Here is a 26760-nt window from a genome sequence, read left to right on the forward strand (position 1 = left end):
TGCGCCGAGCTTTAGCAAGGTGCGTGCCGCGCTTGCCACTGTTCCTATTAGCGCTCGAGGTCGGTGTTTACCCGTCAACCGCGTTTTTCGACTTGCACACACGCCCAGTGCGACACAGAATGTAAGCGCTATCATCGCGACGAATCCACCCCAGACGCGGGCGCCACCGCGTTTAAACGCCGCGCGACGACTCGCAATGTAAGCGCTAACACAACACCCGAACGCAGCAACGCCTGCGGCAGCAGCACAGCAAGACAAGCCGCCAAGGCCCCGAACCACCGCGCGCCGCCGGCCACAACGCGCAAAACATCCACCCGCCCGGCATCGCATCGGCGCGGTCACCCAGCAGAACCGCAAACATGAAACGGAGACGACGATCATGAGCGCAACCCCGAGCCACGAGCAGGCCCCGCCCACCATCCGCCGCGCGCAGGTCGTGGCGCTCACGCTGCTGATGGTGAGCGGCATCGTCAACTATCTGGATCGCGGGACGCTGGCCGTCGCCAATCCGTTGATCCGTCACGACATGGGCCTGTCGCTCGGGCAAATGGGCCTGCTGCTTTCGGCGTTCTCGTGGAGCTACGCGCTCTTCCAGTTGCCAGTCGGCGGACTCGTCGACCGGATCGGACCGCGCAAGCTGCTCGGCATCGGCCTGATCGTCTGGTCGCTCGCGCAGGTGGCCGGCGGCTTCGTGTCCACCTTCGGCTGGTTCGTGCTTGCGCGGATCGTGCTCGGCATCGGCGAAGCGCCGCAGTTTCCGTCGGCGGCTCGCGTGGTCAGCAACTGGTTTCCGCTGCGCGCACGCGGCAAGCCGACCGGCATCTTCAATTCCGCGTCGCCGCTCGGCACCGCGCTCGCGCCGCTTTGCCTCTCGGTGCTGGTCGTGAATTTTCACTGGCGCTGGGCGTTCATCGTGACCGGCGTCGTGGGGCTGATCGTCGCGGCCGTCTGGTTCGCGTTCTATCGCGACCCGGTGAAAGCGACGATGAGCGAAGCCGAGCGCCGCTATCTGGAAGGCGACGAAGCGGACCGCAAGTCGCAGCCGACCGTCACGTTCGCGGAATGGCGGTCGCTCTTTTCGCACGGCACGACGTGGGGCATGCTGATCGGCTTCTTCGGCTCCGTCTATCTGAACTGGGTCTACCTGACATGGCTGCCCGGCTATCTGACGATGGCGCGTCACATGAGCCTGATGCACACCGGCGTGGCCGCGTCGGTGCCGTTCTTTTGCGGCTTTCTCGGTTCGCTCACGGCCGGCTGGTTCTCCGATCTCATCACGAGCCGCAGCGCGAGCCCGGTCGCGAGCCGCCGCAATTCCGTGGTCATCGCGATGCTCGGCATGGTCGCGTTCACGATTCCGGCCGCGCTCGTGCAGAGCAATACGCTGGCGATCGTGTGCATCTCCGTGGTGATCTTTCTGGCCAACGCGGCGTCCGCCAGTTCGTGGGCGCTCGCGACAGCGGCCGCGCCGCCGAACCGCGTCGGCTCGCTCGGCGCGATCCAGAACTTCGGCGGCTTTCTCGGCGGTGCGCTCGCGCCCATCTTCACCGGCTACATCGCGCAGACCTGGTCGTTCGTGCCCGCGCTATTGACGGCCGCGGGCATCGCGTTCATCGGCGCAATGAGTTACCTGCTGCTGGTGCGCAAACCCATCGCCGACGAACCCGCCGCCAACGAACCGATGCAGGCGCCGGCATGAGCGCGCCGGACTCACGAACTCTCTTCAGGAGCATCACACCATGACAAACGCGCAGCAAACTACCTCGTCAATTGAAGGCATCGTCCCCGTGATGCTGACTCCCTTCGACGACTCCGGCGCAATCGACTACGCCAGCCTCGAACGTCTGATCGAGTGGTACATCGCGAATGGATCGGACGCGCTTTTTGCAGTCGCGCAGTCGAGCGAAATGCAGTTCCTCACGCTCGCCGAGCGCGGCGCGCTGGGGCGCTTCGTCGTCGAGAAAGTCGCGGGCAGAATTCCTGTCGTGGTTTCCGGCCACATCAGCGACGATCCCGACGCGCAAGCCGAGGAACTCAACGTAGCCGCGGCCACGGGCGCGCAAGGCGTCGTGCTCGTGACCAACAGACTCGACCCCGCTCGCGAAGGAACGCAGACATTCGCCGCGAATCTCGAGCGGCTGCTCGCGCGCCTTCCGTCGGACGTGCCGCTCGGTCTCTATGAATGTCCCGCACCCTACCGACGGCTTCTTTCGGATGACGAACTAAAGCTCTGCATCGACACCGGTCGCTTCATCATGCTGAAAGACGTAAGCTGCGATCTGCCGACGGTCAAGCGCCGCGTCGCACTTGCAGAGGGCTCGTCGCTGAAGATCCTCAACGCCAACGCGGCCATTGCGTGGGACGCGATGAAAGCCGGCTCGGCGGGCTTTAACGGCGTGTTCACGAACTTCCATCCCGACCTGTACAAATGGCTGCGCAACGACGCGGCGCAAGATCCCGCACTCGCCGAAGAACTCGCGACGTTCCTCGTGCTGGCTGCCGTCAGCGAATCGCTCGGTTATCCCGCGCTTGCGAAGATGTACCACCAGCGCATCGGCACGTTCGACTCGATCCGCTGCCGCGTGATCGACTACGACGTGCGCGAACGGTTCTGGGCGCTGGATGCGATCCTCGACAAGATCGTCGCCGGCACCGAGCATTTTCGCGCGCGCATCGCGGCGCTCCGCTAGCACTGCGCGCCCCATGCCGCGCCATGCGTTCCATCGCCGCGATTACGCTGTGCGAAGCGCGGCGGTAAGATGGCAGGCTTCCCGCTTCGCGTTTGCTTTTCGAACTCATGTCCGACACGCCCGAGTCACCCGCTTCCACTGCCCGAACCCAGACGAACCGCGTGCGCCGCGGCACGGGCCGCACAGTGCTGTCGGACGTCGCGAAGCTCGCGGGCGTTTCGACCGCGACCGTATCGCGTGTCTATAACGAGCCCGAGAAAGTATCCGCCGCCGTGCGCGAGCGCGTCGAGCAGGCCGCCGTCACGCTCAACTGGTTTCCCAACGCCGCCGGCCGCGCGCTCGCGTCCACGCGCAGCCACATTGCCGGCATCATCATTCCCACGCTTGACGATCAGGTGTTCGCGTCGCAGGTGAGCGGCATGCAGGCCGCGTTCGCGGCGCGCGGCATAACGCTCGTGCTCGGCTGCTCGAACTACGATCCCGCGCAGGCGCTCGTGCAGGTGCGGGCGATGCTCGCGCGCGGCGCCGAGGCGATGGCCGTGGTCGGCGAAGCGCATCCACCCGAACTCTTCGACGCGTTGCGGCTCTACCGCGTGCCGTATGCGGTGACGTACGCGTATCGCAAGGAAAGCCCGCACGTTTGCATCGGTTTCGATAATTTCGCCGCCTATGTGCAGATGACCGAGCATCTGATTGGCCTCGGTCATCGCTCGTTCGCTGTGTGCATCCAACCGACGCGCGACAACGACCGCGTGCAGGCGCGCGTCGCCGGCATTCGCGCGACGCTCGAACGCCACGGCCTCGCGGTGCGGCCGGAACACATGTGCGAAGGCGAATCCACCATTGCATTCGGGCGCCGCAGTCTGCGCGCGATCTGGGAAGCGCCATGCGAACGTCCGACTGCGATCATCTGCGGCAACGATCACATTGCGCTTGGCGTGCTGCGTGAAGCGCAAGAACTCGGCATTGCGATTCCCGATGAACTCTCGGTGACGGGCTTCGACGACCTCGAAATATCCAAAGCGATTCGGCCGACGCTCACGACAATGCGCGTGGACACCTACGAAATCGGACAGCTCACCGCGCAACATCTGCTCGACGCGCTCGACGGCAAGCGGCCGCAACACAGCCATGAAGTGCGCGCGCTGCTGCATGTGAGAGAGTCGTCGGGGCCGGCGGCTACGCGCGCGGCCGGCTAAGTACCGCCCGCCACTACCTCGCCATATGCGCGCTTGAGCCGCGTTACGCCTTCTTCGATATCGGCAATACCCGGCGCTGCAAACGACAGGCGCAGCGACGCAGCGTCGACGTTGTCCGCGAAAAACGCCTTGCCTGGCACGAACATCACCTTGTTGCCGATCGCACGTTGAAGAAGCGCGGACGCATCGATGCCGTTGCCGCTCTCACTCAAACGCGCCCACACAAACATGCCGCCTTCGGGCCGATGAAACTCGAGCGCATCGCCGAGTTGCGCGTGCAGTGCGTTGCATAGCGCTTCGCATTTGCGTCCGTACATTGCGGTAATGCGCGGCAGATGTCGTTCGAGTGCGCCATCCGCGAGATATTCGGCGGCGATGGCTTGCGTCCACGGCGAGCTGCAAAGGTCGACTGTCTGCTTGGCGATCACGCAGCGGCGCGTGATTTCGGTGGGTGCAATCGTCCAGCCTACACGCAGGCCGGGCGCAACGATCTTCGAGAGGCTCGCGAAATGGACCACCCAGTCACGCGCGCCGTCGACTTCGGACGCAAGAGAAAGGATTGAGGGCACGGCGTCGCCGGAAAAACGCAGGTCGCCGTATGGGTCGTCCTCGACGATAAGGAACCGGTACTGCACCGCCAGCTTCAGCAATGCGATGCGGCGCTCGCGCGTAATCGTTGCGCCTGTGGGGTTCGCAAACGTGGGCACTGTGTAGAGCAGCTTCGGTCGCGCGAACGTACCGGACGCAAGAAGCGTGGCGAGACGGGCGACGTCGAGGCCGTGCGCATCGACGGGAACCGTAACGATTTTTGCCTGCTGAAGCCGAAGTGCCTGAAGCGTCGCGGGATATGCAGGCTGCTCGGTCAACACGACATCGCCTGGACTCACCAGCACGCGAAGCAACAGGTCGAGTCCCTGCTGCGATCCGGTTGTGACCAGCATCTCGTTCGGCTCGCACGATACATTGCGGCGCGCCATCAACTGGATGAGTTGGTGCTTGAGTAAGGGTAGCCCGTCGGTGGGTCCGTATTGAAGACACAGGTTCGGGTCGTGATACGCGCGGGCCGCTGCTTGCTTTAGACCGTCTACATCGAACAGATCGCTAGCCGGATAGCCGCCGGCAAACGAAATCATGCCGGGCTCGCCGAGATACTTGAACAGTTCGCGAATCGGAGAGCCCGAGGGATTCTGGAAAGGCGCGGTGAATTCGTACATGTTGTGATGGGCTCGAAGCGGGCGATCAGACTACGTGGATAAAACGCGCGCTACACCACGTTCTTTTCCACAATGGGACGGTTTTCCAGCAAGCGCTGCCAACTCAACGAAGAGAGATCGAGCGACACATAGCGTCCGTTCAGAATCAGTTCGCTCACACCGCGCCCCGTCGCCGGACCTTGCTGAAGACCATGTCCGCTATAGCCATTGGCAAACACACAGTTTTCGATCTGCGGGTGATAGCCGATGATCGCGTTATGGTCGAACACGTTGTACTCGTAGTAGCCCGACCAGCAGTTCTCGACACGCAGCGCCTCAAATTCCGGTACGCGATGCGCGAGCGTCGGCCAGATGACGTCGTCGAAAAGCGCGTGATCGACTTCGTCGAGCGGCAGATCGTCCGGGTCGTTATCCGCGCCCGGCGATGTGCCGCAAATATAGGTCTTTCCTTCAGGGCGAAAGTACACGCCGGTCGGGTCGATCAGCAGCGGACAAGCCTCGAGCCGCGCCGGCGACGACACGTTGAAAATGCTGCGGCGGCGCGCGAACACCGGAATGTCGATGTCCATCATGCCGGCGATCTTGCGCGCCCACGCACCCGCCGCATTCACCACCGTATCGCATGCATAGCGCTCGCCATTGCCGGCGATTATGTGAGTAATCTTGCGGCCCTCGCGAACCACGCCTGTTACGTCGGCCGCGACATAGCGCGCGCCGAGCGACTGTGCCTTCTTGCGAAGCGCCTGCACGAGTCCGTAGCCGTCGAACCATCCTTCACCGCTTTCGCCGAATGCACCCGACACGAGATCTTCGACATTCAGCCACGGGAATCTCGCCTTCAGCGTTTGCCGGTCCATCAGATTGATGTCCGCGCCCAGGCTCGTCTGCAACGCGTGATTCTCGCGCAGCGTTGCATCGCCGGCGGGCGTCGCGAGAAACAGATAGCCGCCTTCATGCAGATCGATCGACGGCCTATTCCCGTCCACTTCGAGAAGCTCGCCGATATTGCGCAGAAATTCGATGCCGTACAGCGACATCTGAATCGATAGCGGCGTCGAAAACTGCTGCCGGATCGAAGCGGCCGATAACGCCGACGACGACCTCGCATAACTCGGATCGCGCTCGATCACCGTCACCGAAACCGTCGGATCGGAAGCGCGCAGGAAGTAAGCGATAGAACTACCGATAACGCCGCCGCCGACAATAACGACTTGAGAACTCAAGACTTGCTCCCGATTGCACACGGCGAGGCGATTTCAAAAAACGCCAGCCGACGCAGAGTAATCGACCTTGCTCGACAGACCCGCAAAAGCGGGGCCGGCTTAAAAAAACGGCCGTCTCGCAACGGCCGTTATATGCAAGGAAACCCGCTTAACCGATATTGAAGTCGATGCCCTGGGCAAGCGGCAGTGCCGACGAATAGTTGACCGTGTTGGTCGCGCGGCGCATATACGCCTTCCACGAGTCGGAGCCCGATTCGCGCCCGCCGCCGGTTTCCTTTTCGCCGCCAAACGCGCCGCCGATTTCCGCGCCGCTCGGTCCGATGTTCACGTTCGCAATACCGCAGTCGCTGCCCGACGCCGACAGGAATCGCTCGGCTTCGCGCAGGTCTGTAGTGAACACGCACGAAGAAAGGCCGTGCACGGCTGCGTTATTGCCGTCGATCGCGTCATTGAATTCGCTGTACTTCAGCACGTAAAGAATCGGCGCGAAGGTTTCCTTCAGCACGATCGGCGTTTGCGAAGGCATCTCGACAATGGCGGGGCGCACATAGAACGCCTTCTCATTGCCGGCCACCGCGTGACGCTCGCCGCCGAATACCTTGCCGCCTTCGCTCTTCGCCTGCTCCAGCGCGGCCTGCATGCGGTTGAACGACTGCTCGTCGATCAACGGTCCCATCAGCACGCCCTGCTCCAGCGGATTGCCGATCACGACTTTGCTATAGAGCGTCTTCAGTCGCTCGACGGCCTTGTCGTACACGCTTTCGTGAACGAACAGGCGGCGCAGCGACGTACAGCGCTGACCTGCCGTGCCGACCGCCGAAAAGACAATGCCGCGCAGCGCCAGTTCCAAATCGGCGGTGCCCGAGACGATGCCTGCGTTATTGCCGCCGAGCTCGAGAATCGAGCGGCCAAAGCGGCGCGCCACTTCGACGCCGACCGTGCGGCCCATTTCCGTGCTGCCCGTCGCGCTGACGATATTCGAGCGCGGGTCCGCAACCAGTTTCGCGCCGACATCGCGGCCGCCATTGACGACGCGCGTCAGGCCTTCCGGCGCATCGCCGAATTCCTTCAACGCGTCTTGCAGGATTTTGTCGACGGCAAGCGCGGTGAGCGGCGTTTTCTCGGACGGCTTCCAGATCACCGCATTGCCGCACACGAGTGCAAGCGCCGCATTCCACGACCACACGGCCGCCGGAAAATTGAACGCGGAAATGACGGTGCACACGCCCATTGGATGCCACGTTTCAGCCATGCGATGCCCCGGGCGCTCGGACGCGATGGTGAGGCCGTAAAGCTGACGCGACAGGCCGACCGCGAAGTCGCAGATGTCGATCATTTCCTGCACTTCACCGAGGCCTTCCTGAAGAATCTTGCCGGTCTCTAGCGTGATGATGCTGCCCAGAGCATGCTTCTGCTCGCGCAGTTTGTTGCCGAGCAGGCGCACCAACTCTCCGCGGCGCGGCGCGGGCACGCTGCGCCAGCTTGCATAAGCCTTCTGCGCGTTGGCCAGCGCGGCGTCGACGTCGGCAACCGTGTTGCTCGCGACGCGGCCGATGAGTTCGCCATTGATCGGCGAGTGAACGGCGATGTCGCCCGCTTCCGCGAGGTGGGAAATGCCGAGTTCGGAGAGAATTGTCGATGCTTTCACGATTGAGACCTCTTTGAATTTCCAATACGAAATTTTGGTACGTTCGGAAACTATACACGCCCCGGTTTTAGGCGGCAACACTAAGCGTGCGGCGTGGGTTGCGCGGCGTGCGCGGGTTGCGAGCCGTCATTTCTGATCGGAAATGGCGCCGTCTGCGGCATCTGTTCGAGTGCCTTCCTGACCAACTGCGCGATATGCAGCGTTTGTCGGCCCGCTCCCTGCTCGATCTGCTCCCGACAACTAAAGCCGTTCGTCACGACAATCGCTTCAGCGTGAGCGTTGCGCACGAGCGGCAAGAGCTTGTCTTCGGCGATTTTCATCGACAGTTCGTAGTGGTCGGCACTGAAACCGAACGAGCCGGCCATGCCGCAACAGCCCGTATCGAGCAGCGTCCAACGCACGCCCAGTTTGTCGAGCAATGCCGTGTCGCCCTTCATGCCGAAGGTCGACTTCTGATGGCAATGTCCATGCACGACGACATCCGCGTCGAGCTTCGGCCATTCGTAATCCGCGCGCGCGACAAAGTCGGCGAACAGAAACGTCTGGTCCGACAGCCTCTTTGCGACAGGGTCGTCGGGAAGCTGCTTGAGCAGTTCGTCCTTGAAGATGGACAGGCATCCGGGTTCGAGTCCGACTACCGGCACACCGGCTTCGATGTCGTCGGCAAGTTCATTCACGGCGCTGCGGAGCAGAGTGCGCGCTTCGTCCAGCAGCCCATAGTCGTACAACGGCCGGCCGCAGCAAAGGCGCTTGCGCGGCAATACAACGTGATAGCCGATGCGCGTCAACACCTCGAGCGCGGCCGTCGCGATCTCGGGCGAGAAGTGGTCGTTGAACGTGTCGACCCACAAAATGACCTTGCGTGAAGGCTCATTTGCCGCGGCGCTGCCGACCTTCACGCGACGCGCCTCGGTAGCGCGGAACGTGCGCGGTGCAAAGACCGGCAGACGCCGCTCGCGAGCCACGCGCGCCATCCACTTGCTGATGTACGCCAGCGGTTTCGCCGACGTCATCAAATTGGTCACGCGCGCGAAGCGGCTCGCAAGCGGCGCCCACTGACCGATGCGGCCCATGAACATCGCCTGACGCGGCCGACGATGCCGCTCGTAGTAATGCGACAGAAATTCGGCCTTGTACGAGGCCATGTCGGTATGCGTCGGACAATCGGATTTGCAGCCCTTGCACGCGAGGCAGGTGTCGAGCGCCTCTTTTACCTCGGTGCTGTTCCAGCCGTCCTCGATCACTTCGCCCTGAAGCATTTCCCAGAAGAGATGCGCGCGGCCACGCGTCGAGAACTTCTCCTCGCGCGTCGCGCGAAAACTCGGGCACATCGTGCCGCCGTCGAGCGAACGGCACTTACCCATGCCGATGCAGCGTTCCACCGCGCGCTGCATACCGTCGCCCTCGCGACTCGCGAATGTGAGCTTCGTTGTCAGCGTGACCGGCTTATAAGCGGGACCCATGCGAAGGTTTTCATCGGCGCGATACGCATGAACCACCTTGCCGGGATTCATGCGATTGAGCGGGTCCCAGATCGCCTTGAACTCCTGCATCGCCTGCAAGATTTCGGGCCCATACATGATGGGCAGAAACTCGGCCTTGGCCTGGCCGTCGCCATGTTCGCCCGACAGCGAGCCGCCGAAATCGACCACCAGTTGCGCCGCCTCGCGCAGAAAGCTTCGCCATTTGCCGACGCCTTCGGCGGTACGAATATCGAAGGTGATGCGCGCATGCACGCAGCCGTCGCCGAAGTGACCATAGAGGCACGTCTCGTAACCGAAGCGGTCCACGAGCGCCTGAAACTTGCGCAGATAATCGCCTAGCCGCAGCGGATCGACTGCCGCATCTTCCCAGCCGACAATCGGGTCGGGCTTCGACGGATCGATCGACAAAGCGACCGCCGACGCGCCCGTCTCGCGTATCGACCAGATCTTCTGCTGCTTGTGCTTGTCTTCGACGACAAGCCCGCTGATATCCGCGCCCGCCGCGCCTGACTTGAAGTACGCAGCCGCGTCGTTCGCTTGCGTGAGCGCGTCGGCAACCGTGTCCGAACCGAATTCGAGCACGACCCATGCGTCGCCATCCGGCAGCAGCGCGATTTCGTCGCTCTTTAAACCGCGCGCCTGCAAGCCGCGAATGATCGCGCGGTCGAGTCCTTCAATCGCGATCGGCGAAAAACGGTTGAAGTGTGGGACGGCATCGGCGGCAATATAGATGTCGTTGAAACCAAGTACGAGCAGCACGCGGCACGCCGGGCTATGCACGAGACGCACCTTCGCTTGCAACGTCACCGCACAGGTGCCCTCGGTGCCCACGAGCGCACGCGCGACGTTAAAGCCGTTTTCCGGCAGCAACTGATCGAGATTGAAGCCGGACACGCGGCGTCTGATTTGCGGAAACTCGCCGCGAATGCGCTCGGCGTAACGATCACGCAAGTCGCGCAACTTCGCGTAGATCTCGCCCTGGCGTCCGCCTGTCGCGATGATGTCGTCCAGTTCTGCGTCGCTGGTCGGGCCGACCCAGAAGCGCGCGCCGTCATACGTCGCGATCTCCAATGCCTCGATATTCTCGACGGTCTTGCCGCCCATTACCGAGTGTGCGCCGCATGAGTTGTTCGCGATCATTCCGCCGAGCGTGCAACGGCTGTGCGTGGCAGGGTCCGGCGCAAACGTGAGGCCGTGTTCCTCGGCCGCATCGCGCAGCGTGTCGCAAATCACGCCGGGCTCGACAAGCGCCGTTCTGTTTTGCGCATCGACACTGACGACGCGATTCACATACTTGCTCGTGTCGGCCACGACCGCGACGTTTACGCACTGCCCGTTTTGCGATGTGCCGCCGCCGCGCGTCAGAAACGGCACGTCGTTGCGGCGGCAGACTTCGAGTGCTGCGACGAGATCGTCCACGTCCGCGGGCACGACGGCGCCCAACGGAATCTGCCGATAGTTCGACGCATCCGATGCATACAACGCTTTCGAGCCCGCGTCGAAGCGCACTTCGCCTCGCAGCGCGGCGCGCAGATCGGCCTGGACGTGTTCGAGCAGGCGCGTGCTTGCGACGAACGGTGCGGCCGGCTTTTGTGCGTAGCGTGGTGCGTCGCTCATCGCTCCCTCGACCGTTTCGTTCAGCGCATTATCCACTCTACTGCGCCGCGTTCGCAGTCATTTTGAAAATGCCTTGTGCGTTGCCGGCATCGAAACGCAGATCGGTCACCCAGCTACGCGATGCCTGATCGAACGTGCGCTTACGCGTGATGAACTCGTAGAACGAACCCGGAACATCGCGCGTGACGAGCTTGCCGCCGACGGACCTGAACTGACGCTCGACCGTATCGGCGCGATAGGCCGTTTGAAATACGCGGCCGGAACGCGAACGTTCGACCTCCGGCTTCATCGGCCGGCCCTTGTTCTTCTCTTCGTCCGAAAGCGTGAAGACGTCTTCGACGCGATCCGTCGCGTGATTGAACGCATTGCCTTCGGTTGAAATCCATGCCATTTCCGCCGATTCGCGCAACAGCACTTCGTAGTCCGCCTCGTTCGGCACATCGTGCTGACGCGCGAACGCGCCGACAATCACCGGCAGCAGCTTGTGAGCCGCGTCCATAGGAAGCGAGCCTTCGCGCTCAAGCTCCCAAAGCTGCGAAACGGCGAGCGGCGTCAACGGATCTTTCGACGAACTCACCACATTCGTCACCGCCTGCTGGAATTCCGCGGAGAAGCGTTCGGGATGCAACTCGCTCACGAAGAACTGCGCGATTTCGTCCGGTGCATCTTCGTGCGCGTACGCGCGGCCGGTCATGCCCAGTTTGTCGAGCGGATAACGGCCATTCAGTTTGAAGCCAAGCGGCCGGAGGATGCGGGTAAACGCCGCCTCGCCTGGAGGCAATGCGCCGTTGTTGTCCCAACGCACCGTGCGCAATGCGCCGTGATCGAAGTAGACGGAACCGCCGTTCGCGATTGCCTCGTTCGTGTAAGCGCGGCCATTCGGCGAACGCTCGAGCAGATCTTCGAACAGCGCCATGTTCATGGCCTGGGCGAGTTCGGCGCGCGTGACTGTGCCGTCTTCCCAGTCGCTCAGTGCGGTTGGGAATGTCAGCGTCGTAAACAGCGACTCCGTTTTTTCCGGACCCAGCAGCTTCAATAACAGGCGTTCAACGTTCGAATTGCGCATTGGTTTTTCTCTCACTACGGGCTAGCCCGACATACGTGAACGCATTATTCAAACTGTTGCGCACCTCGTAAAGCGAGATTAAATTGTCACTTGATGACTTTTCGGAACTAACATGCGCAAGTTCAAGATTCCCAACATGAGTGCGCTGCTCGCCTTCGAAGCTGCCGCGCGGCACGAGAGCTTCACTCATGCGGCAAAGGAACTGTTCCTCACGGAGAGCGCGATCTCACGGCAGATCGCGACGCTCGAATCGAATCTCGGCGTGCGTCTTTTCGTTCGCTCGAAGCAGCGCGTGATGCTGACTCGCGCCGGACGTCTATATGGCACACAGGTGCGCCGCGCGCTGGAGAATCTGGATCGCGACACGCTGTCCATCATTGCGCACGGCAGCGGCGGCGGCTACCTCGAACTCGCGGTGCTCCCCACGTTCGCGTCGCAATGGCTGATTCCGCGAATGAAGGATTTCAACGACCGCAATCCGGACGTTCGAATCAACATGGGCATTCGCACCGACCTGTTCTCTTTCGAGGAGTCGCATTTCGAAGCCGCCATTCACTATGGCAAGCCGACGTGGCCGGGCACGTCGTCGGACTATCTGTTCGGCGAGGAAGTCGTGCCGGTGTGTGCGCCGTCGCTGCTTGCAAAGCGCATCCGCAAGCCGCACGAACTGCTGAATTATCCGCTGCTGCATTCCACCACGCGCCCCGATGCCTGGTCGCGCTGGTTCTCCAATCTCGGCGTCGAAGACAACGCCACGATGCAGGGCGTGCGCTACGAACTGCATTCGATGCTGATCAGCGCCGCCGCCGCAGGGCTCGGCATCGCGCTGGTGCCCAAGTTTTTCGTCGACGAACAACTGACGCAGTTGGGTCTGGTGATTCCGTTCGCCGCTACGGCGGTCGAAGAATCCGCGTACTACCTGGTCTATCCAACCGAGCTCAGTCACGGCAAACCACTGGAACTGTTCAGGACATGGTTGCTCGAGGAAGCCGCCGCGTACAACGCGCAAAGCCGCTGATGCACGCGGCCCGACGCCCTCACGATCAGCAGTTTCCCTTCTTAGCCTGCCCCGGCGGGCAGAAACCATTGCCCGGACCGCCCTGAGGATGGCCTTGCGGCACGACGACCACGCCCGGCGAATCGGGCACATAAAGCGCACAGCCGCTCAACAGCGCGGTGCTTGCAGCAAACAGGCAAAGGATTTTTTTCATGAGGTTCCCCGACGAAGGGCTTGCGCGACGAGCGGAAATTCAAGCACGCACGTCGGCGTTTTAAACACGGTTTTCATTGGCGATTCCTCCATCATCGTTGTTGTGCCCTGAAGGATATGGAAACTCTACGTAAAAGAGATCGGCCAATTTGAAACGGACGGTAACTTCGGCCGATTTGACATTCTTTGTCATAACGGGCGAGACTGGGACTCGCGGCTCGCATATCATGCTTTCTGAGTGAGCTAAAACGTAGCATCCGCGCTTTAGCGGCGTGGTTAATAGCCGATCAAATTGGTTATTTGCCGCATTTGGACTAAGGTTTAGTAGCTCTTGGTTACACAACAAGAACGAACGTTGCGAGGTGAGGCATGCACACGCTAATCGACCTGGAGATCGCGCATCTTGCGCGAGTCATGAGTGCATCAATGGCCGGAGATCTCGCGGGGCCCATTCTGCCGGCCGCCTACTGGCGCGAACGGCTTCATCAACTGCTCGATTCTCAGCACCTGACGAATGCGCAATTGCGTTCTATCGACGTCCTTCTGCTCCAACTGGACGAACTTGAAGCGCAAAGCTCGAATAGCCACGCTCACGGCGTTGCAATCAGCACGAGCTAATAATCCACAATACGCCACAATAAAGCGCGCAAGTTTTCCAAAGGAATTTTGGGCGCGCGGCATTGTCCGTATCGCGGATGCCAACGCGGTGGTTCCGGCGCTTCGTTAACCCGTCGTTAACCTTTAGCCACGTTTTCACAGGAACGAACTAATGAACAAATCCCGTCTATTGCTCGTGTCGATGATGGCCGCGGGCATGCTCGCATCGCCGCTCGCGCTTGCACAGCCGCCGCACGACAACCCCGGCCACGGCGGAGATCACGGGCAGGGACCGAAGCACGGCAAGGGACCGAAGGGTCACGATAGCTACGACAGCCACGGCCATAAGCCGATGCCGCCGGGACACAATCCCGACGGTCCTGGCAACTCGGCGAACGCGCCCGGACATTGGCGCAAGGGTGATCGGCTGCCTCCCGAATACCGCGACCGTCAGTATGTTATCGACGACTGGCGCGGGTATCGGCTCGCGCCGCCGCCGCGCGGTTATTCGTGGGTCGGCATCGGCGGCGACTACCTGATGGTGCAGTTGTCCACCGGCGTGGTTCTGCGAGTCGGACCGTAAGCGGCAACATCGCACGGCCGCTGCATGCGGCCGTTCAACATCCCCTTGAGCATGGCGATGACACATCGCCCGCTCGTCACATTTCGGCGGCAGGCCCGACGCGGTTTAACGCAAACCGAAGCGTCGCAGTGACTGCTCAAACGCTCTCGCCTCGTACCTCGGCCACGCAAGCGGCCATCTTTGCGCAATTCCGTCCAGCGACTAAAGAATCGTCGCCGCGCCGCCGTTATATCCGTCATGCATACAAGCCACGTTGGCGCGCTTGCAGCGAGCCGCTGTAACTCGTCCGATATGCAGAATTTCAGCTCGCGATCCAACATGCGCGGCGCTTTACGTCAGCGCCGCGAGACGTTGTGACGACACGCGCAAGTCCACCGGCACAAGGATTAATTTCGAAAGACAACATCGACAGCAAGCCGTCATACTCTGTCTCTCCTTGGGGCGGAACATTCCGACAGCGGAATCGGAAGTTTCGCCAGACACCAGATCGATGCATGACCGCCGTCGCTTGACGGCACTCTCCGCGTAGCGCCGCACGCGGATCATGTGGAGCGTACTTGTTAAATGAGTTATAGCCCTGTCGTTCCGTTCGCTCACGACAAAGCCGCATCCGGCTCCTTCGTGGGCGGTGCGCCAGCGTTTCGCCAACTGGTTCGAATGATCGATCGCGTCGCGCCCACCGATCATCCGCTGCTGATTTTCGGCCCGACCGGTTCCGGCAAGGAACTCGTGGCACGCCGTGTTCACGCGCACAGCCAGCGCCAGGATCAACCCTTTGTCGATGTCAATTGCGGCGCGATTCCCGAGCATCTCGTCGAAGCCGAACTATTCGGGCACGTCAAAGGCGCGTTCACCGGCGCGGGCGAAAATCGCCAGGGGCTGTTGCAGCAGGTCGGCAAAGGCACGCTGCTGCTCGATGAAATCGGCGAGTTGCCGCTCGCGCTTCAACCGAAACTGCTGCGCGTGCTGGAGACGCGCACTTTCCGTCCGCTTGGATCGACCACCAATCTTCACTTTGCCGGACGCGTGGTGGCCGCAACGCATCGCGACCTGCGCGAGCTCGCACGTGAGGGACTCTTTCGCGAGGATCTGTTCTACCGGCTCGCGGTGTTCGTGCTCGCGGTGCCCGGACTGGAACAGCGCGTCGAAGACATTCCCGCGCTCGTCAACCACTTCGCTTCACAGCACACGCGCCGCCTCGAGTTTTCTCCGACCGCGCTGCGGCGTCTTTCGCAACATCCGTGGCCGGGTCATATCCGGCAATTGCGCAATCTCATCAGCCAGTTGAGCGTGCTTGCCGAGACCACGCAGATCGACGTAGATACGCTCGAGCCGTTTCTCGCCAACGAGGCGAGCGGGCCGGTGTCGCGCGCGAGTCTCGCGGACATGCTGTTGCAACTCGAAGGCCGCGACAAGCTCGGCGCCGCTGAAGATTTGCTGATCGACCGCGCGCTCGAACGCACGAGCGGCAACAAGAGCGCGGCGGCGACATTGCTCGGCGTGGGCCGCAAGACCATCGAACGGCGCCTGAAGTCGCGCGAAGAACATCACCGCGAAGCGCGCAAGTGCCTCGAACATGCGAGGGCGCTGATCGAGGAATCGAAATTCGCCGAAGCGATTCCACCGCTGCGCCGCTGCCTCGCTGTGCTGCAGACACCGAACGAACACGGCGCCGTGCGCCGCTTGCAGTTCGACGCATATCGCCTGCTTGGGATGAGTTTGCGCAGCGTGCACGGCTGGCTGTATGCGGAAGCCACCGCCTGCTACGCCGCGGCGCTCGCGATCGGCGAAGGCGTTTGCACGCCCGCGGAAATCGCCGCAATCCAGTTCGGCATCTGGACCACGCAGTTGACCACGCTCGAACTGAAGCAGGCGCGCGCGACCGCGCAGAACATGCTGGAGCGCGCGCAAAACGGCGGCGACCGCGTCTCGCTCGACGAAGCCCACGTCGCGATGACCAACACGCTGTTCTGGCTCGGCGACAGCGAGGAAGCGCTTGCGTGTCTTGCGCGCGGCAATCTGCTCGGCGTGGGACGCAACGACGTGCGCACCGGCTCGCAAGGCATCGACCTCGCGAGTCTCGCGCTGACTTTCGAAGGACTCGCCGCGTATCAGATCGGCGCCTTCGCGCAGGCACGCCGCGCGATGGAGATGCTGATTCTGCGCGCGTCGGAGCCGGGCGTGCACGCGCTCGCTCACGTCGTCAATCTGCAGGGCGCCGCGTGGCTCGCCGCGCTGTTCGACGACGTCGAGCGGCTCGGCCGGCTTGCGAGCGAACTCGAATCGGTGTCGATCGCGTACGGCTTTGCGTTCTATCGCGGCGTCGGCCAGGTGCTGCGTGCCTGTCATCTGAGCGCGCTCGGTCAAACCGACGAAGCGGAAACGATCATGCTCGACGGCTACGATAATCATGTCGTCTGCAATGGCGGCGCGCTGTTCTATTCGTTCAAGGCGTGGCATCACGGGGAATTGCTGCTGCGCGCTGGACGTGCAAAGGAATCCGAAGCAATGCTGGCAGCCGCGATCGATGAAACGCTCGCCCGTCAGGAGCGCGTCTATCTCGGCAAGCTGCTGGTCACGCGCGCACGCGCGCAGTGGGCGCTCGGCGATGTGAACGCGGCGGAACTGGGCCTGCGCACCGCGCTATCGACGGCGCTCGCGTTCGGCTCGGTGCCCGCGCGCGTGGACGCGGCGCACTACCTCGCGGATCTGCTGCGCTCGACTGATCGCGTGCCGGAAGCGATCGAGACGCTCGAGCGCGGCTTGCGTTCGTTGCCCGCGGACGCCACGCCGCGCGTCACGGGCGCGGCCAAACTGCTTGCCGAACTTCAGCAACAGAGTTCTTTCGATAACTACACTAAAGGAATCGTCAATGGCATTTGACCTACGCCGGGAAGATCTGGAGCCGCTGCTATTGGGCGCGGCTTTTTTCGGGAGTGGCGGGGGCGGCACGATCGAATCCGCGCGGCATCTGGCCGCGCATTTCGTCGCCGGCGACTACTACCCGAGCGACATAGTGAAGGTCGTGTCCGTTGAAGAAGCCACCGAGGGCGCGGCCGTCATGGTCGCCTATCTCGGCGCGCCCGAAGCGATCAATTCGGCGACCTATCCGCTGGGTCCGGTGACGGCCGTGCAGAACGTGCAGGCGCGGCTTGCGTCGCAATCGACGAAACTCGCGTACGTCATGCCGCCGGAAAGCGGCGCGCTCGGCTTCACCGTGGCCGCGCTGGTGGCGGCAAAACTGGGCCTCGCGGTGATCGACGCCGACGGCGCCGGCCGCGCTGTGCCTTCTTTGCCGATGCTCACCTTCGCCGCCGCGGAGATCGACCCGCGGCCGGCGTTCCTCGTGAGCCAGGGCGGCCTGTGCGTCGAACTCGACGTGACGCCGCGCAGCGGCAATGCGGGTGCGCCGACTCATCAGCGCGACGTGTCGGCGATTGTCGAGCAGATGATGCGTCCCGTTGTCGCCGATCCGGAATTCGGGCAATTCGGCGGACTCGCAATGTGGGTCATGAAGCCGGCCGACATCGGCCGCGCGACGCCGATCCGCGGCACGCTGACACGCGCGCTCAAACTCGGGCGCGCGTTGCACGCGGGAGGAATCGGCAGTGCGCGGCAAATGACCGACTATCTCGTCGAATATTGCGGCCTTGCGGCGCGTGCCGTGTCGGAGCCGGGCGAACTGGTTTCCGCGGAAGTGGACACGAGCGGCGGCTTCGACGTCGGCAAGATCCGCATTCAGGCCGGGCAGCGTACCTACACGGTGATGTATCAGAACGAGTCGCTGCTCGTATGGGACAGCGAACGTCCGCAGCCGATCGTGCTCCCGCCCGATAGCGTCGCGTATTACGTCGGCGGGGAAGGTCAATCTGTGTTCAGCAATGGCGATCTCGTGAACGCCGACGGCTCGCTGAATCCGGCGATCGGCAAGCGTCCCGTGACGTTGATCGCCTGGCGCGCCGAAGCCGAACTGCGCAAGCCGGGGCTGATTCTCGACAGCTTCATGCAGTTGCTGAACTCGCTCAACTACCTCGGCCCGTATGTGCCGCTTGAAGCACTGCAGTCGCTGCAACCCGCGCGCAAGGGAGAGGCATCTTGAACTCGCCCATTCGCATCTGCGTGCTCGTGCCCGTCGCCACGTCGCAATACAACGACCGCATCATGAAGGCCATCGCGCCCGTCGTGCCGCCGGACGTGCATGTCGAGATTCGCAACATCGCCGAAGGACATCCCGACATCGAGAACCGCACTAACTGGCTGCAAAACGGCATGCCCGTAGTCGAGCTCGCGCAGGCCATCGCCAACGACGGCTTCGACGGCATCTGGCTGACCGACTTCGACATGTGCGGCGTGGAAGCCGCGCGTGAGGTGATCGACATTCCGATCATCGGCGGCTTTCCGGCCTCGGCGTTCACGGCACTGGCGCTGAGCCAGCGCTTCTCGATCGTCACGATCCTGCAAAGCACGCTGGCGATGCAGCGCGCTCATCCGCAGACCTATGGCATCGAGGATACGTTCGCGTCGATCCGCGCGATCAATTGCCCGGTCGCGCAACTGGAGGATATCGACGTCGTCATCATTCGCACCTTCGAAGCCGCGCTGAAGGCGATCAAGGAGGACGGCGCGCAATCCATTCTGCTCGGCTGCACCGGTTTCGTGGACGTCGCGAGCCGCGTCTCACGAATGCTGAGCGACGAAATGGGCGGCTTCGTGCCGGTCATCGATCCGAATCAGGCGGGCTTCAGCTTCCTCGTCTCGCTGGTGCGCATGCAGTTGCGCCCGAGCCGGCTGACTTACAGCAAGGTCAGCCTGCAGTCGTAGGTCTCGCGTCTGCTTATTCCAGTTCTTTCCAGTTCGTTTCAGTTGGTCCGGCGCGGCGCTTCGTCGCCTCGCCGGACGTCCCCGCCGTGGCCGTGGCCGCTTCTGTGGCCGTTTTCGGCTTCGCTCTGCCTCCATCGCGCCCTCGCCTTTCGATCCTAACGGACGAAATCGCCGCTCCACGCCCCTTGCATGGCCACCTGGACGAAAACGTCCACTTTTAGGGCTGTACCTGGACGGGTTTGACCAGAATCATCGAGCGAATTTCGTCGATCCCCTACGCACAGCCGCATCGGCGAATGGCACGGTCATTGCTTATACAAATGCTCGTGGCCTTGAGCCCAAAGAAATGCAAACGAATTCGTCCGAAATGCAGGGCGCCTGAGAGACCAGACAAGATTGCGTCGCGCCGCCGCTAACCGAGCGATCGCCGCACATGATCGCGATGATTCGATTAGTTATACGAACGAGTGTCGATGCGCCAATTTCGCCGATAGCAAAAGGTTGTCGGCATCAGATTGAGAGAGGGCTGTGCTGTAGCAGTGACAGTGTCGAAACATCGCGAGGGCATGCTTCCACAGAGAAGCAGCTCGAGTTGCAACGCACTGAATGGCGGAAAATCTTTTGGCTATGTACCAGACGATCCGCTGCGGGGTTGGTCTGGCCGCCGTTGTCTGCGCCTGCGGGAGCAGCAACGGCGGCTCGTCCTTTGCAGTAGTCGCAAAGAGCAAGCTGCACGAGCAGTCCACGCCGCGTCAGACCGTTAGCGACGCCGCGAATAGACCAAGGCTGGCCACCCACGGGGGTTCGACAATGCATCACCACATTCTGGAAAACGAGCTCCTTCATCTGGAGCGCGTGATCGCATGGGCATCGCAAAAGCCTTTTCCGCCGACCTATTGGCGCGACCGCATCGAACATCTGAAGAGCTCTCCGCAGGCGCCGATGTATCACAAGCGCCTCGATCGTCTGTCGCGTCTCGTCGCTGAGTTGAGCGAATAACACGGCCTTCAGGCAAGCGTTCTTATCAGCATGTTGCCGGCGACGAACGGCGGCGCACTCTGGCCACTCACTCCTGGCACTGCACGTCCTTGCTCGGCACGACGATCAGGATAGGATACGTGCCGTGATCCAGGTCGACGCGCGCAACCACGGAGGTCAACGAGCTGTCGATCTGGTCGTACACGCTCACCTGTTCGCGGCGAAGCGTCGTAATGCCGGTACACGCGGACGCGCGGCCTTCGTCGGAGATCCGGCATTGAATCGGATGATCGGCGAGGTAGCGATACTGATCGCGCCCGGGCGTCGCAAGGTATTCGCGCACGCTCTGCTCCGAGCCGCCGACGCCTGTCACTTTTCCGATCGCACATTGCAGCGCGCCCGTGTCGCCGCTCGCGGGCGTTTGCGCGTTAGCGGCCGCACTCGCTGCGACGGCCGTCGCAAAGGTGAATGCCAAGGTCAATGCAAAGTGGTATCTCATCGCGCATGTTCGTCTGTCGGATTGAAGTGCTGAATTGTAAAGGCGCCGCGCGCATTGCGTTGCCGGCGTGGAATTTACAAGCCGTTGTAATAACTGAGAAAGCGCGATTCGCGGACGTTGTCCGCGCGCTCGGCGGGCCGGTTGGCCGAGCGTCGGCATAGCCGATGCTGCGCATAGGACAGCCTCACTTCAATCGCAGCACTGCAAGGAGCCACCGATGAGCGAAACACCCGCGCCCAACAAACCCGATCCCCAGCAGTCCGAAGTCAGTCGCGGTACGCCGCCTGCCCGCACGCCCGAGTCGCTCCCGGAAACGGATCTCGAGCCGGACCAGCAGCCGGTGCGCGATATACCCGGCGTGGGTACGCCCGGCAGTCAGTCGCCTGCTCCGTGAAGCCGGTCTACATGGTCTATTGGTCGGAGACCATAGACGACGGCATCGTGCCGCGCTGCGCGTCGTTTCCCGCCGATGCGATGGCGGACGCGTTGGCGTTCACCGAAACGTTGCGACGCCGTCAGTCGCGCGGCGAGTCCGTGTCTTTCGTCACGCTGTGCTCGGAGAATCCGAATTCGGTGGGACGGCCGGGCGTCGCCGATCCGCCGCCAGACTACGCGTGGAAAAAGCGCCGCGTGTGACCGAATCGGCGCGCGGCTCAGAACGTCGTGCGCAGTCCGACCATCACGCTTCGGCCGCCCTCGGGCGCAATGTCCCGGACCACCGAGCTTGCATAGCGGATGTCCTGGTTCGTCAGGTTATCGCCGCGAAGATAGGCGAGCCAGTCCGTCGCGCCGACGCGGAACTTGTAGGTGACGAGCAAGCCGAGCTTCGTATAGCTGGCTGTCGGCAGATCGTTCTCCGGTACGCGGTGCTGTCCCCATGCGTGTTCAAGTTCGGCACGTGCGCCGAACGGCCCGTAGCCGTAGTCGACCGCGAGCGTCGCACGCAACGGCGAAATGCGCGGCAGCGGCTGATCGTTGTCCATGTTGCGCGCATGCGTGTAGTCGCCGGTGAGTTCCACGTCCACCTGATGCGCGCCCTTCTGAAACACGCGCCACTTGCCGTCGAGTTCGATGCCGTAGAACTCCGCCCGAACGCCACGATAGACGGCTTCGTTCAACGCATCGTCGGTGCCGGGCGCGACGACCTGGTCGGAGTCGTCCACGAGGCGCCCTGTGTTGAACTCGGTCAGATAGTTCTTGAAGCGGCTGTAAAACACGCCGACGCTGCCCTTGTTCGGACCGCTCGCAAAACGCAGCGACAGGTCGGTCGACACGGCCTTTTCTTTCTGCGCATCCGGGTTGCCGATCAGATACTGACCGGTCGCGTCGTGCGGACCGTTTGCATACAGCTCATAGAGCGCCGGCGCGCGCTCCGTATAGGCGACATTGCCCGCCACGGACCAGAGCGACGTCAGCTTGTAGAGCGCGCCGAGCGACGCACTGACCGCATTGAAATCCCGGTCGTGAGCGCTTGCGAACTTGTCGTTGCCGGCTGCCGTCGGCTGCTGTTTGACGTGCTCGTAACGCGCGCCCGCGCTCAGCTTCAACGCGTCGGTCACGTTCCACTCTTCGAGGCCAAAGAGCGCGACGTTGGTTGTTTGCGTCGTCGGAACGAGCGCCTCGTCGCCTAACGCGGAAAACGTGTTCTGGCTGAGCTGAACGCCGATCGCGCCTTCGAACGGACCGATCTTGCGATGACGCGCCTCGATCCGCGCCTCGTAGCCGTGATTGCGGAACGTGGTGCTGGTCTCGCCGTTGTCGATCTCCTTGTGCTCGTAGTCCGTGTAGCCGAAATCGAACTTGAGCTGCGAGAACGGCCCGCGCAGATTGCGCACTTCCGACGCAAACGCGACGTGGTCCTGGTGCATGCGCAAACGCACGTCGTCTTCGGCGACCGAGCCGTAGTTCGCCTCGAAGCCGTTGTACGACAGGCCCGCGTAACCGTCGGCCCACGTATAGGCGCCGCCGAGCGCGCCGCCGTGCCAGCGGCCGTCGCTGTTGGGCAGGCTGCCGTAGGCCTCATTGGCATCGGGACCGTCGAGCGCGCGCTGGCGGTCCGAGTGCGCGAAGCCGGGAATGCGCTCCTTGCTGGTCTCGCGATCGAACGCGTCGACGTGGAACGCGAAGCGTCCGTTGCCGCCTTCGACCTGAGCCGCGCCGGCGCGCGCATCGTTTGCGCCGCCGTAGCTGGCATCGACGCCGCCCGTCAGTCCGTTGATCGGCTCGCGCGGAATGCGGTTGTCGATCGTGTTCACCACGCCGCCGATCGCGTTGCCGCCATACAGCAGCGCTGCCGGTCCGCGGACGATCTCGACGCGCTCGATCGTCAACGGCTCCTGCGGCACCGCGTGATCGTAGGACAGCGACGACGCATCCCACGCGGCCACGCCGTTTTGCAGAATGCGGATGCGGTCGCCATCCATGCCGCGGATGATGGGGCGCCCCACCATCGGTCCATATGTCGTGGTCGAGACGCCAGGCAAGCCGTTCAGCGTTTCACCGAGCGAGTTCGTCTGGCGACGCGTCAGCGCGTCGCCGTACAGCGCGGTGGCCGGAGCGATCAGGTCGGTTTCGCCCAACGGATTCGCGGTGACGAAGACAGGCGCCAGCGAGCCGCCAGGCGCTTGCGTCGAATTCTGCGTGGGATTGACGTTGCCGGACTGCGCATGAGCCAACGCGGCGAGGAGCCCAAAGGAAAGCGGCGACAGCCGAAGCGCGCGCACGGAAGCGCGTGGAGGTTTTTTGTTCACGGTCTTTTCGAGAATTGTCTTTTTATGTCGGCCGCGCGTTCTAGTGCAATGTTATAACGTTGCAGTCCAAAGACGCATTTCCGCCGGACTCACACTGGGCGACCCGAACTATCGCCGATGCCGACAGGCCATCGCCCGACCGCGCCCAATGTCGGCGGAATGATATAACGTAACATTTATTACGTAAAGTGACGGAAGCTGCATGCACGCCGAACGAGCGTCGCCGGGACCGCTCAGCGACGCCTCATCAAAACGCGGCAAACCTCACTTCACAGCACACTCAGCCCGCGACCTCGCCAGCGCAACGGCCCGCTCGCAGGCAGCCTGCCGCGCCGCATGATCGACCTCGGGCCCCAACAGCGTCTTCTCGACGACGATAGATTCGACGTCCGTCACGCCCACCGAGCGCAACCAGGCTTCCATGAACGGCCGTTGATAATCGAACGAATGCGCGGGGGTGATGGAGTCGATCGAATAGTCGAGGCCGCGCGCGTAAATCACCACCGCGTTCTTGTCTTTGAGCAGCCCGTTGAGCCCTCGCTCGTCGAAAGAAAACAGCACGTTTCGTTGCGACACGACGTCGATAAAGTGCTTCAGCTTGTAGGGAATCGAGAAATTCCAGAGCGGCACCGAGAACAGCAGCGTGTCCGCGTCGTGCAACCGCTGCGCGAGTTGGCGGATCTGCGACCACGCTTTCTGCTGGCCGTCGGTGAACGGCGTGCCGCTGAGATCGGCATATTTGGCGTCGAGGGCATCGCCGTCGAATTCCGGCAGTTCGGTCGACCACAAATCGAGCACGTCGATTCGCGCGTCCCGATGAACCTCCCAGTAAGTGTCCAGATAAACGCGCGCCACTTCGAGCGACGCGGATCGCTTTTTACGCGGCGACGCTTCGACATGCAGCAGAGTCGGCATGAGATTGCTCCACACGGGTTAAGGTGCAGCCATCTCAACATAGTTCGGCGCGAAATTTAAACGAAGTATAGTGAGCCGATTCAGTCGCAATCGCACTGAATCCCCGAACCGAGGAGTACGCGCCGTGTTCGATACCGTTTTGTTGCGTTCATTCGTGGCCGTCGTCAAGGAAGGCGGCTTCACGCACGCCGCCGCCCGCCTGAATCTGACGCAGTCCGCGGTGAGCGCGCACGTGCGGCGTCTCGAGAATCAGATCGGCCGCGAACTGCTCGCGCGCACCACACGCTCCGTCGCGCTCACAGCCGATGGCGAATTGCTGCTCGGCTACGCGCGCGCCATCCTCGCGCTCAATCAGGACGCGCAGGCGCAACTGTCGCGTGCGCCGAGCGAAGGCGAAGTCCGCGTCGGCCTGTCGGAAGACCTGTCGAACGTGCGGCTGATGAACGTCATGCAGGCGTTCGCCGTGCGCTACCCGCGCATCGCGTTCAGTGTGCGCGTCGGCATTCCCGCCGATCTGCTGGTCGCGATGGATCACGGCGAACTCGACGTCGTAATCGGCGGACGCTGCGACGGCGGCCGCCCAGGGCAAGTGCTGTGGCGCGAGCCGCTCGTGTGGGCGGGAGCGGAATGGTGTTCGCTGACGCACGGCGCGCCGGTGCCGCTCGCGCTATTTCCCGAGCCGTGTCCTTATCGCGAGGCCGCGCTCGCTGCGCTTGCACGCGGCGGCGTCGAGTATCGAATTGCGCTCGTGGGCTCGAGCGTCGCAGGTCTGCGTGCCGCGGCGCAGGCCGGCTTCGCGGTGACGCCGATAGTTCACACGCAACTGGTGAACGGCTTGCGCGTGATGCCGCCGGATGCCGGTTTGCCCGCGCTGCCGGATGTCGAGTTCACGATGTTCGCGTCGGGGGCTTCCTCGCCAAAGATCGCCGACGAACTCGCCGGCGCGATCGTGGAGGCGTTCGCGCACAAAGCGGAGGCGATAGAAGCGCGGCGCCCGCGGGCCGCGACGTCTGCGGCCACGATTAACGAATAGCCAGAGCCCAAGCGAAGCGCCGAACCCTCACGTAATCGACGCCCCCAACGCAAACGCCTTCTGAAGAAAATTCGCCGTCTTTGCCGGCGCGGCCTCCATCCGCGAAGCCAGCGACAGCCGGATCGAAATGGCGTTGCCGAGCACGTCGGTATAAGCGACGCCTTCCACGCGTATCTGACACACGGAAGCCGGCACCAGCGACACCCCGAACTCCGCAGCCACCAGATTCACGACCGACGAAAGCTGCGGCGCCTGTTGCCCGGCGATCGGCTCGAATCCCGCCTCCCGGCACGCTCCGACGATGACATCGTGCAGCGTCGGACTCGCCTCTCGCGGCAGCATCACGAACGGGTCGTCGGCCAGAGCGGACAGCGGGATTCTGCGTTTCTTCGCGAGACGATGCGTTGCCGGCAAGACGACCCTCATCGGCTCGATGGCGATGTGATGGAACTGCACGCCCGCCGGCGACTGGCTGCCAAGGCGCACGAAGGCGACATCCACGCGGCCGTCGCCGAGATAGGCAAGCAGTTGCGCGGTGTTGCCCTCGGCAAGCGTGAGCGTGACGTTCGGATAATCCTGCCGATAAGCGCGAATCAGCTTCGAGACGACCGGGTTGAACGCAGCGGAGCCCGTAAAGCCGATATTGAATTGCCCGATTTCTCCGCGCCCCGCGCTCTGCGCCTTTTCGACCGCAAGACGCGTGTCGTGCAGGATGCGCTGCGCGTCGGCGGCGAAGGCCTCGCCCGCCTCGGTCAACACGACGCCGTGGCCGGTGCGGCGAAACAGCCGCACGCCGATTTCGTCTTCGAGCGCATGAATCTGCTGGCTGAGCGGCGGCTGGCCGATGCCCAGTCTTTCGGCCGCGCGCGTGACGTTGCGCTCCTCGGCGACCGCGAGAAAGTAGCGGATGTGACGCAGCTCCATGCGATATCTGTAAAAGCTATTTCAGTAAGACGCGATAGATATTGGACAGTATATCAGCGGTGCGACAAAATATCGCCATCGCGCAGTCCGCGTCCTATAAGTCTGTCCCGCAATACATGGGCTTTTATCTTCGACGATGAAGGCAGGACGAGCCGCTCTTCAGGGAGCGCGCGGCGGTATGCGCCGTTGTGTTTATCTAATGAAGCGAAGGGGTCTACTGTGGCTGACACATTAAAAAAACCGAGGCCGGAGTTCCGGAACATCGGTATCGGGCAGATATTGACGGCGTATCGCCTGCCTCTTGCGGGG

The 26760-nt window shown here is 62.6% G+C and carries 23 protein-coding genes and 1 pseudogene; 14 read left to right on the forward strand and 10 right to left on the reverse strand.

Annotated features, from left to right (window positions below):
• The first annotated feature begins 379 nt into the window (after positions 1 to 379).
• From AB6809_RS31975 to AB6809_RS31985, 3 genes are all read left to right on the forward strand, one after another.
• Complete coding sequence (locus AB6809_RS31975; protein WP_029971548.1) at positions 380 to 1699, forward strand: MFS transporter; 1320 nt, start codon at positions 380 to 382, stop codon at positions 1697 to 1699.
• Positions 1700 to 1739: 40 nt separating this feature from the next.
• Positions 1740 to 2690, forward strand: a complete 951-nt coding sequence (locus AB6809_RS31980) for a dihydrodipicolinate synthase family protein (RefSeq protein ID WP_029971547.1) — start codon at positions 1740 to 1742, stop codon at positions 2688 to 2690.
• Between the two features lie 107 nt (positions 2691 to 2797).
• The gene (locus AB6809_RS31985; protein ID WP_029971546.1) at positions 2798 to 3889 is read left to right on the forward strand and encodes a LacI family DNA-binding transcriptional regulator; all 1092 of its coding nucleotides are present in this window, start codon (positions 2798 to 2800) and stop codon (positions 3887 to 3889) included.
• On the opposite strand, the gene AB6809_RS31990 is transcribed toward AB6809_RS31985, so the two are convergent.
• The 5 genes from AB6809_RS31990 to AB6809_RS32010 form a co-directional block, all read right to left on the reverse strand.
• Positions 3886 to 5103, reverse strand: coding sequence for a PLP-dependent aminotransferase family protein (locus AB6809_RS31990; protein WP_029971545.1), 1218 nt, complete (start codon positions 5101 to 5103; stop codon positions 3886 to 3888). The two genes, AB6809_RS31985 and AB6809_RS31990, sit on opposite strands and share 4 nt — an antisense overlap.
• A 50-nt stretch (positions 5104 to 5153) precedes the next feature.
• A complete protein-coding gene (locus AB6809_RS31995; RefSeq protein WP_029971544.1) occupies positions 5154 to 6326 on the reverse strand; it encodes an FAD-binding oxidoreductase in 1173 nt (390 codons plus the stop codon).
• A 148-nt stretch (positions 6327 to 6474) separates the two neighbouring features.
• Positions 6475 to 7974 carry an aldehyde dehydrogenase family protein gene (locus tag AB6809_RS32000; protein WP_029971543.1) on the reverse strand — a complete coding sequence of 500 codons (1500 nt, stop codon included), beginning with the start codon at positions 7972 to 7974 and terminating at the stop codon, positions 6475 to 6477.
• Between the two features lie 80 nt (positions 7975 to 8054).
• Positions 8055 to 11075, reverse strand: coding sequence for an FAD-binding and (Fe-S)-binding domain-containing protein (locus AB6809_RS32005; protein WP_035570714.1), 3021 nt, complete (start codon positions 11073 to 11075; stop codon positions 8055 to 8057).
• Positions 11076 to 11112: 37 nt separating this feature from the next.
• On the reverse strand, positions 11113 to 12141 hold the full coding sequence (locus tag AB6809_RS32010; RefSeq protein WP_029971541.1) for a DUF1338 domain-containing protein: 1029 nt from the start codon (positions 12139 to 12141) through the stop codon (positions 11113 to 11115).
• A gap of 112 nt (positions 12142 to 12253) precedes the next feature.
• Between AB6809_RS32010 and AB6809_RS32015 the strand changes: the two genes are divergently transcribed.
• Positions 12254 to 13159 carry a LysR family transcriptional regulator gene (locus tag AB6809_RS32015; RefSeq protein WP_029971540.1) on the forward strand — a complete coding sequence of 302 codons (906 nt, stop codon included), beginning with the start codon at positions 12254 to 12256 and terminating at the stop codon, positions 13157 to 13159.
• Between the two features lie 25 nt (positions 13160 to 13184).
• On the opposite strand, the gene AB6809_RS32020 is transcribed toward AB6809_RS32015, so the two are convergent.
• Entirely contained in the window at positions 13185 to 13352 is a 168-nt protein-coding gene (locus AB6809_RS32020; RefSeq protein WP_307260851.1) for a hypothetical protein, read from the reverse strand.
• Between the two features lie 368 nt (positions 13353 to 13720).
• Between AB6809_RS32020 and AB6809_RS32025 the strand changes: the two genes are divergently transcribed.
• The 6 genes from AB6809_RS32025 to AB6809_RS32050 all read left to right on the forward strand — a co-directional run bounded on the left by AB6809_RS32025 (position 13721) and on the right by AB6809_RS32050 (position 20351).
• The gene (locus tag AB6809_RS32025; protein ID WP_006047687.1) at positions 13721 to 13969 is read left to right on the forward strand and encodes a hypothetical protein; all 249 of its coding nucleotides are present in this window, start codon (positions 13721 to 13723) and stop codon (positions 13967 to 13969) included.
• A 151-nt stretch (positions 13970 to 14120) separates the two neighbouring features.
• Entirely contained in the window at positions 14121 to 14531 is a 411-nt protein-coding gene (locus AB6809_RS32030) for an RcnB family protein (RefSeq protein WP_029971539.1), read from the forward strand.
• Positions 14532 to 15095: 564 nt separating this feature from the next.
• A complete protein-coding gene (locus tag AB6809_RS32035; RefSeq protein WP_029971537.1) occupies positions 15096 to 17414 on the forward strand; it encodes a sigma-54 dependent transcriptional regulator in 2319 nt (772 codons plus the stop codon).
• On the forward strand, positions 17404 to 18630 hold the full coding sequence (locus AB6809_RS32040) for a DUF917 family protein (RefSeq protein WP_371028029.1): 1227 nt from the start codon (positions 17404 to 17406) through the stop codon (positions 18628 to 18630). The genes AB6809_RS32035 and AB6809_RS32040 overlap by 11 nt, the downstream gene beginning before the upstream one ends.
• Entirely contained in the window at positions 18627 to 19352 is a 726-nt protein-coding gene (locus tag AB6809_RS32045; RefSeq protein ID WP_029971535.1) for an aspartate/glutamate racemase family protein, read from the forward strand. Before AB6809_RS32040 ends, AB6809_RS32045 begins: the two co-directional genes overlap by 4 nt.
• Positions 19353 to 19958: 606 nt before the next feature.
• A complete protein-coding gene (locus tag AB6809_RS32050) occupies positions 19959 to 20351 on the forward strand; it encodes a hypothetical protein (RefSeq protein WP_307260847.1) in 393 nt (130 codons plus the stop codon).
• Positions 20352 to 20418: 67 nt separating this feature from the next.
• On the opposite strand, the gene AB6809_RS32055 is transcribed toward AB6809_RS32050, so the two are convergent.
• Positions 20419 to 20829 carry a hypothetical protein gene (locus AB6809_RS32055; RefSeq protein ID WP_029971533.1) on the reverse strand — a complete coding sequence of 137 codons (411 nt, stop codon included), beginning with the start codon at positions 20827 to 20829 and terminating at the stop codon, positions 20419 to 20421.
• Between the two features lie 217 nt (positions 20830 to 21046).
• Between AB6809_RS32055 and AB6809_RS32060 the strand changes: the two genes are divergently transcribed.
• Positions 21047 to 21223, forward strand: a complete 177-nt coding sequence (locus AB6809_RS32060; protein ID WP_006047680.1) for a hypothetical protein — start codon at positions 21047 to 21049, stop codon at positions 21221 to 21223.
• Between the two features lie 11 nt (positions 21224 to 21234).
• Positions 21235 to 21465, forward strand: coding sequence for a hypothetical protein (locus AB6809_RS32065; RefSeq protein WP_006047679.1), 231 nt, complete (start codon positions 21235 to 21237; stop codon positions 21463 to 21465).
• A 17-nt stretch (positions 21466 to 21482) separates the two neighbouring features.
• On the opposite strand, the gene AB6809_RS32070 is transcribed toward AB6809_RS32065, so the two are convergent.
• Both AB6809_RS32070 and AB6809_RS32075 read right to left on the reverse strand, forming a co-directional pair.
• Complete coding sequence (locus AB6809_RS32070; protein ID WP_371028030.1) at positions 21483 to 23579, reverse strand: TonB-dependent receptor; 2097 nt, start codon at positions 23577 to 23579, stop codon at positions 21483 to 21485.
• 264 nt (positions 23580 to 23843) lie between these two features.
• Positions 23844 to 24494: an FMN-dependent NADH-azoreductase gene (locus AB6809_RS32075; RefSeq protein WP_006047677.1), complete on the reverse strand. Its 651-nt coding sequence runs from the start codon at positions 24492 to 24494 to the stop codon at positions 23844 to 23846.
• A 124-nt stretch (positions 24495 to 24618) separates the two neighbouring features.
• Between AB6809_RS32075 and AB6809_RS32080 the strand changes: the two genes are divergently transcribed.
• Complete coding sequence (locus tag AB6809_RS32080) at positions 24619 to 25527, forward strand: LysR substrate-binding domain-containing protein (RefSeq protein WP_371028031.1); 909 nt, start codon at positions 24619 to 24621, stop codon at positions 25525 to 25527.
• A gap of 27 nt (positions 25528 to 25554) precedes the next feature.
• Here AB6809_RS32080 and AB6809_RS32085 read toward each other — a convergent pair whose 3' ends face one another.
• A complete protein-coding gene (locus AB6809_RS32085) occupies positions 25555 to 26451 on the reverse strand; it encodes a LysR family transcriptional regulator (protein WP_029971530.1) in 897 nt (298 codons plus the stop codon).
• A gap of 219 nt (positions 26452 to 26670) precedes the next feature.
• Here AB6809_RS32085 and AB6809_RS32090 point away from each other — a divergent pair.
• Positions 26671 to 26760 (forward strand): annotated as a pseudogene (locus AB6809_RS32090) (succinate dehydrogenase, cytochrome b556 subunit); the annotation flags it as partial.

This window comes from Paraburkholderia sp. RCC_158 (genome assembly GCF_041355255.1).
Classification (GTDB): domain Bacteria; phylum Pseudomonadota; class Gammaproteobacteria; order Burkholderiales; family Burkholderiaceae; genus Paraburkholderia; species Paraburkholderia graminis.

What these genes read in the sequence shown, in the direction of transcription:
- AB6809_RS31975 (WP_029971548.1), top strand. Translation starts at nt 380, where the DNA reads ATGAGCGCAACCCCGAGCCACGAGCAGGCCCCGCCCACCATCCGCCGC.
- AB6809_RS31980 (WP_029971547.1), top strand. Translation starts at nt 1,740, where the DNA reads ATGACAAACGCGCAGCAAACTACCTCGTCAATTGAAGGCATCGTCCCC.
- AB6809_RS31985 (WP_029971546.1), top strand. Translation starts at nt 2,798, where the DNA reads ATGTCCGACACGCCCGAGTCACCCGCTTCCACTGCCCGAACCCAGACG.
- AB6809_RS31990 (WP_029971545.1), bottom strand. Translation starts at nt 5,103, where the DNA reads ATGTACGAATTCACCGCGCCTTTCCAGAATCCCTCGGGCTCTCCGATT.
- AB6809_RS32005 (WP_035570714.1), bottom strand. Translation starts at nt 11,075, where the DNA reads ATGAGCGACGCACCACGCTACGCACAAAAGCCGGCCGCACCGTTCGTC.
- AB6809_RS32010 (WP_029971541.1), bottom strand. Translation starts at nt 12,141, where the DNA reads ATGCGCAATTCGAACGTTGAACGCCTGTTATTGAAGCTGCTGGGTCCG.
- AB6809_RS32015 (WP_029971540.1), top strand. Translation starts at nt 12,254, where the DNA reads ATGCGCAAGTTCAAGATTCCCAACATGAGTGCGCTGCTCGCCTTCGAA.
- AB6809_RS32020 (WP_307260851.1), bottom strand. Translation starts at nt 13,352, where the DNA reads ATGAAAAAAATCCTTTGCCTGTTTGCTGCAAGCACCGCGCTGTTGAGC.
- AB6809_RS32025 (WP_006047687.1), top strand. Translation starts at nt 13,721, where the DNA reads ATGCACACGCTAATCGACCTGGAGATCGCGCATCTTGCGCGAGTCATG.
- AB6809_RS32030 (WP_029971539.1), top strand. Translation starts at nt 14,121, where the DNA reads ATGAACAAATCCCGTCTATTGCTCGTGTCGATGATGGCCGCGGGCATG.
- AB6809_RS32035 (WP_029971537.1), top strand. Translation starts at nt 15,096, where the DNA reads ATGAGTTATAGCCCTGTCGTTCCGTTCGCTCACGACAAAGCCGCATCC.
- AB6809_RS32040 (WP_371028029.1), top strand. Translation starts at nt 17,404, where the DNA reads ATGGCATTTGACCTACGCCGGGAAGATCTGGAGCCGCTGCTATTGGGC.
- AB6809_RS32050 (WP_307260847.1), top strand. Translation starts at nt 19,959, where the DNA reads ATGGCGGAAAATCTTTTGGCTATGTACCAGACGATCCGCTGCGGGGTT.
- AB6809_RS32055 (WP_029971533.1), bottom strand. Translation starts at nt 20,829, where the DNA reads ATGAGATACCACTTTGCATTGACCTTGGCATTCACCTTTGCGACGGCC.
- AB6809_RS32060 (WP_006047680.1), top strand. Translation starts at nt 21,047, where the DNA reads ATGAGCGAAACACCCGCGCCCAACAAACCCGATCCCCAGCAGTCCGAA.
- AB6809_RS32065 (WP_006047679.1), top strand. Translation starts at nt 21,235, where the DNA reads ATGGTCTATTGGTCGGAGACCATAGACGACGGCATCGTGCCGCGCTGC.
- AB6809_RS32075 (WP_006047677.1), bottom strand. Translation starts at nt 24,494, where the DNA reads ATGCCGACTCTGCTGCATGTCGAAGCGTCGCCGCGTAAAAAGCGATCC.
- AB6809_RS32085 (WP_029971530.1), bottom strand. Translation starts at nt 26,451, where the DNA reads ATGGAGCTGCGTCACATCCGCTACTTTCTCGCGGTCGCCGAGGAGCGC.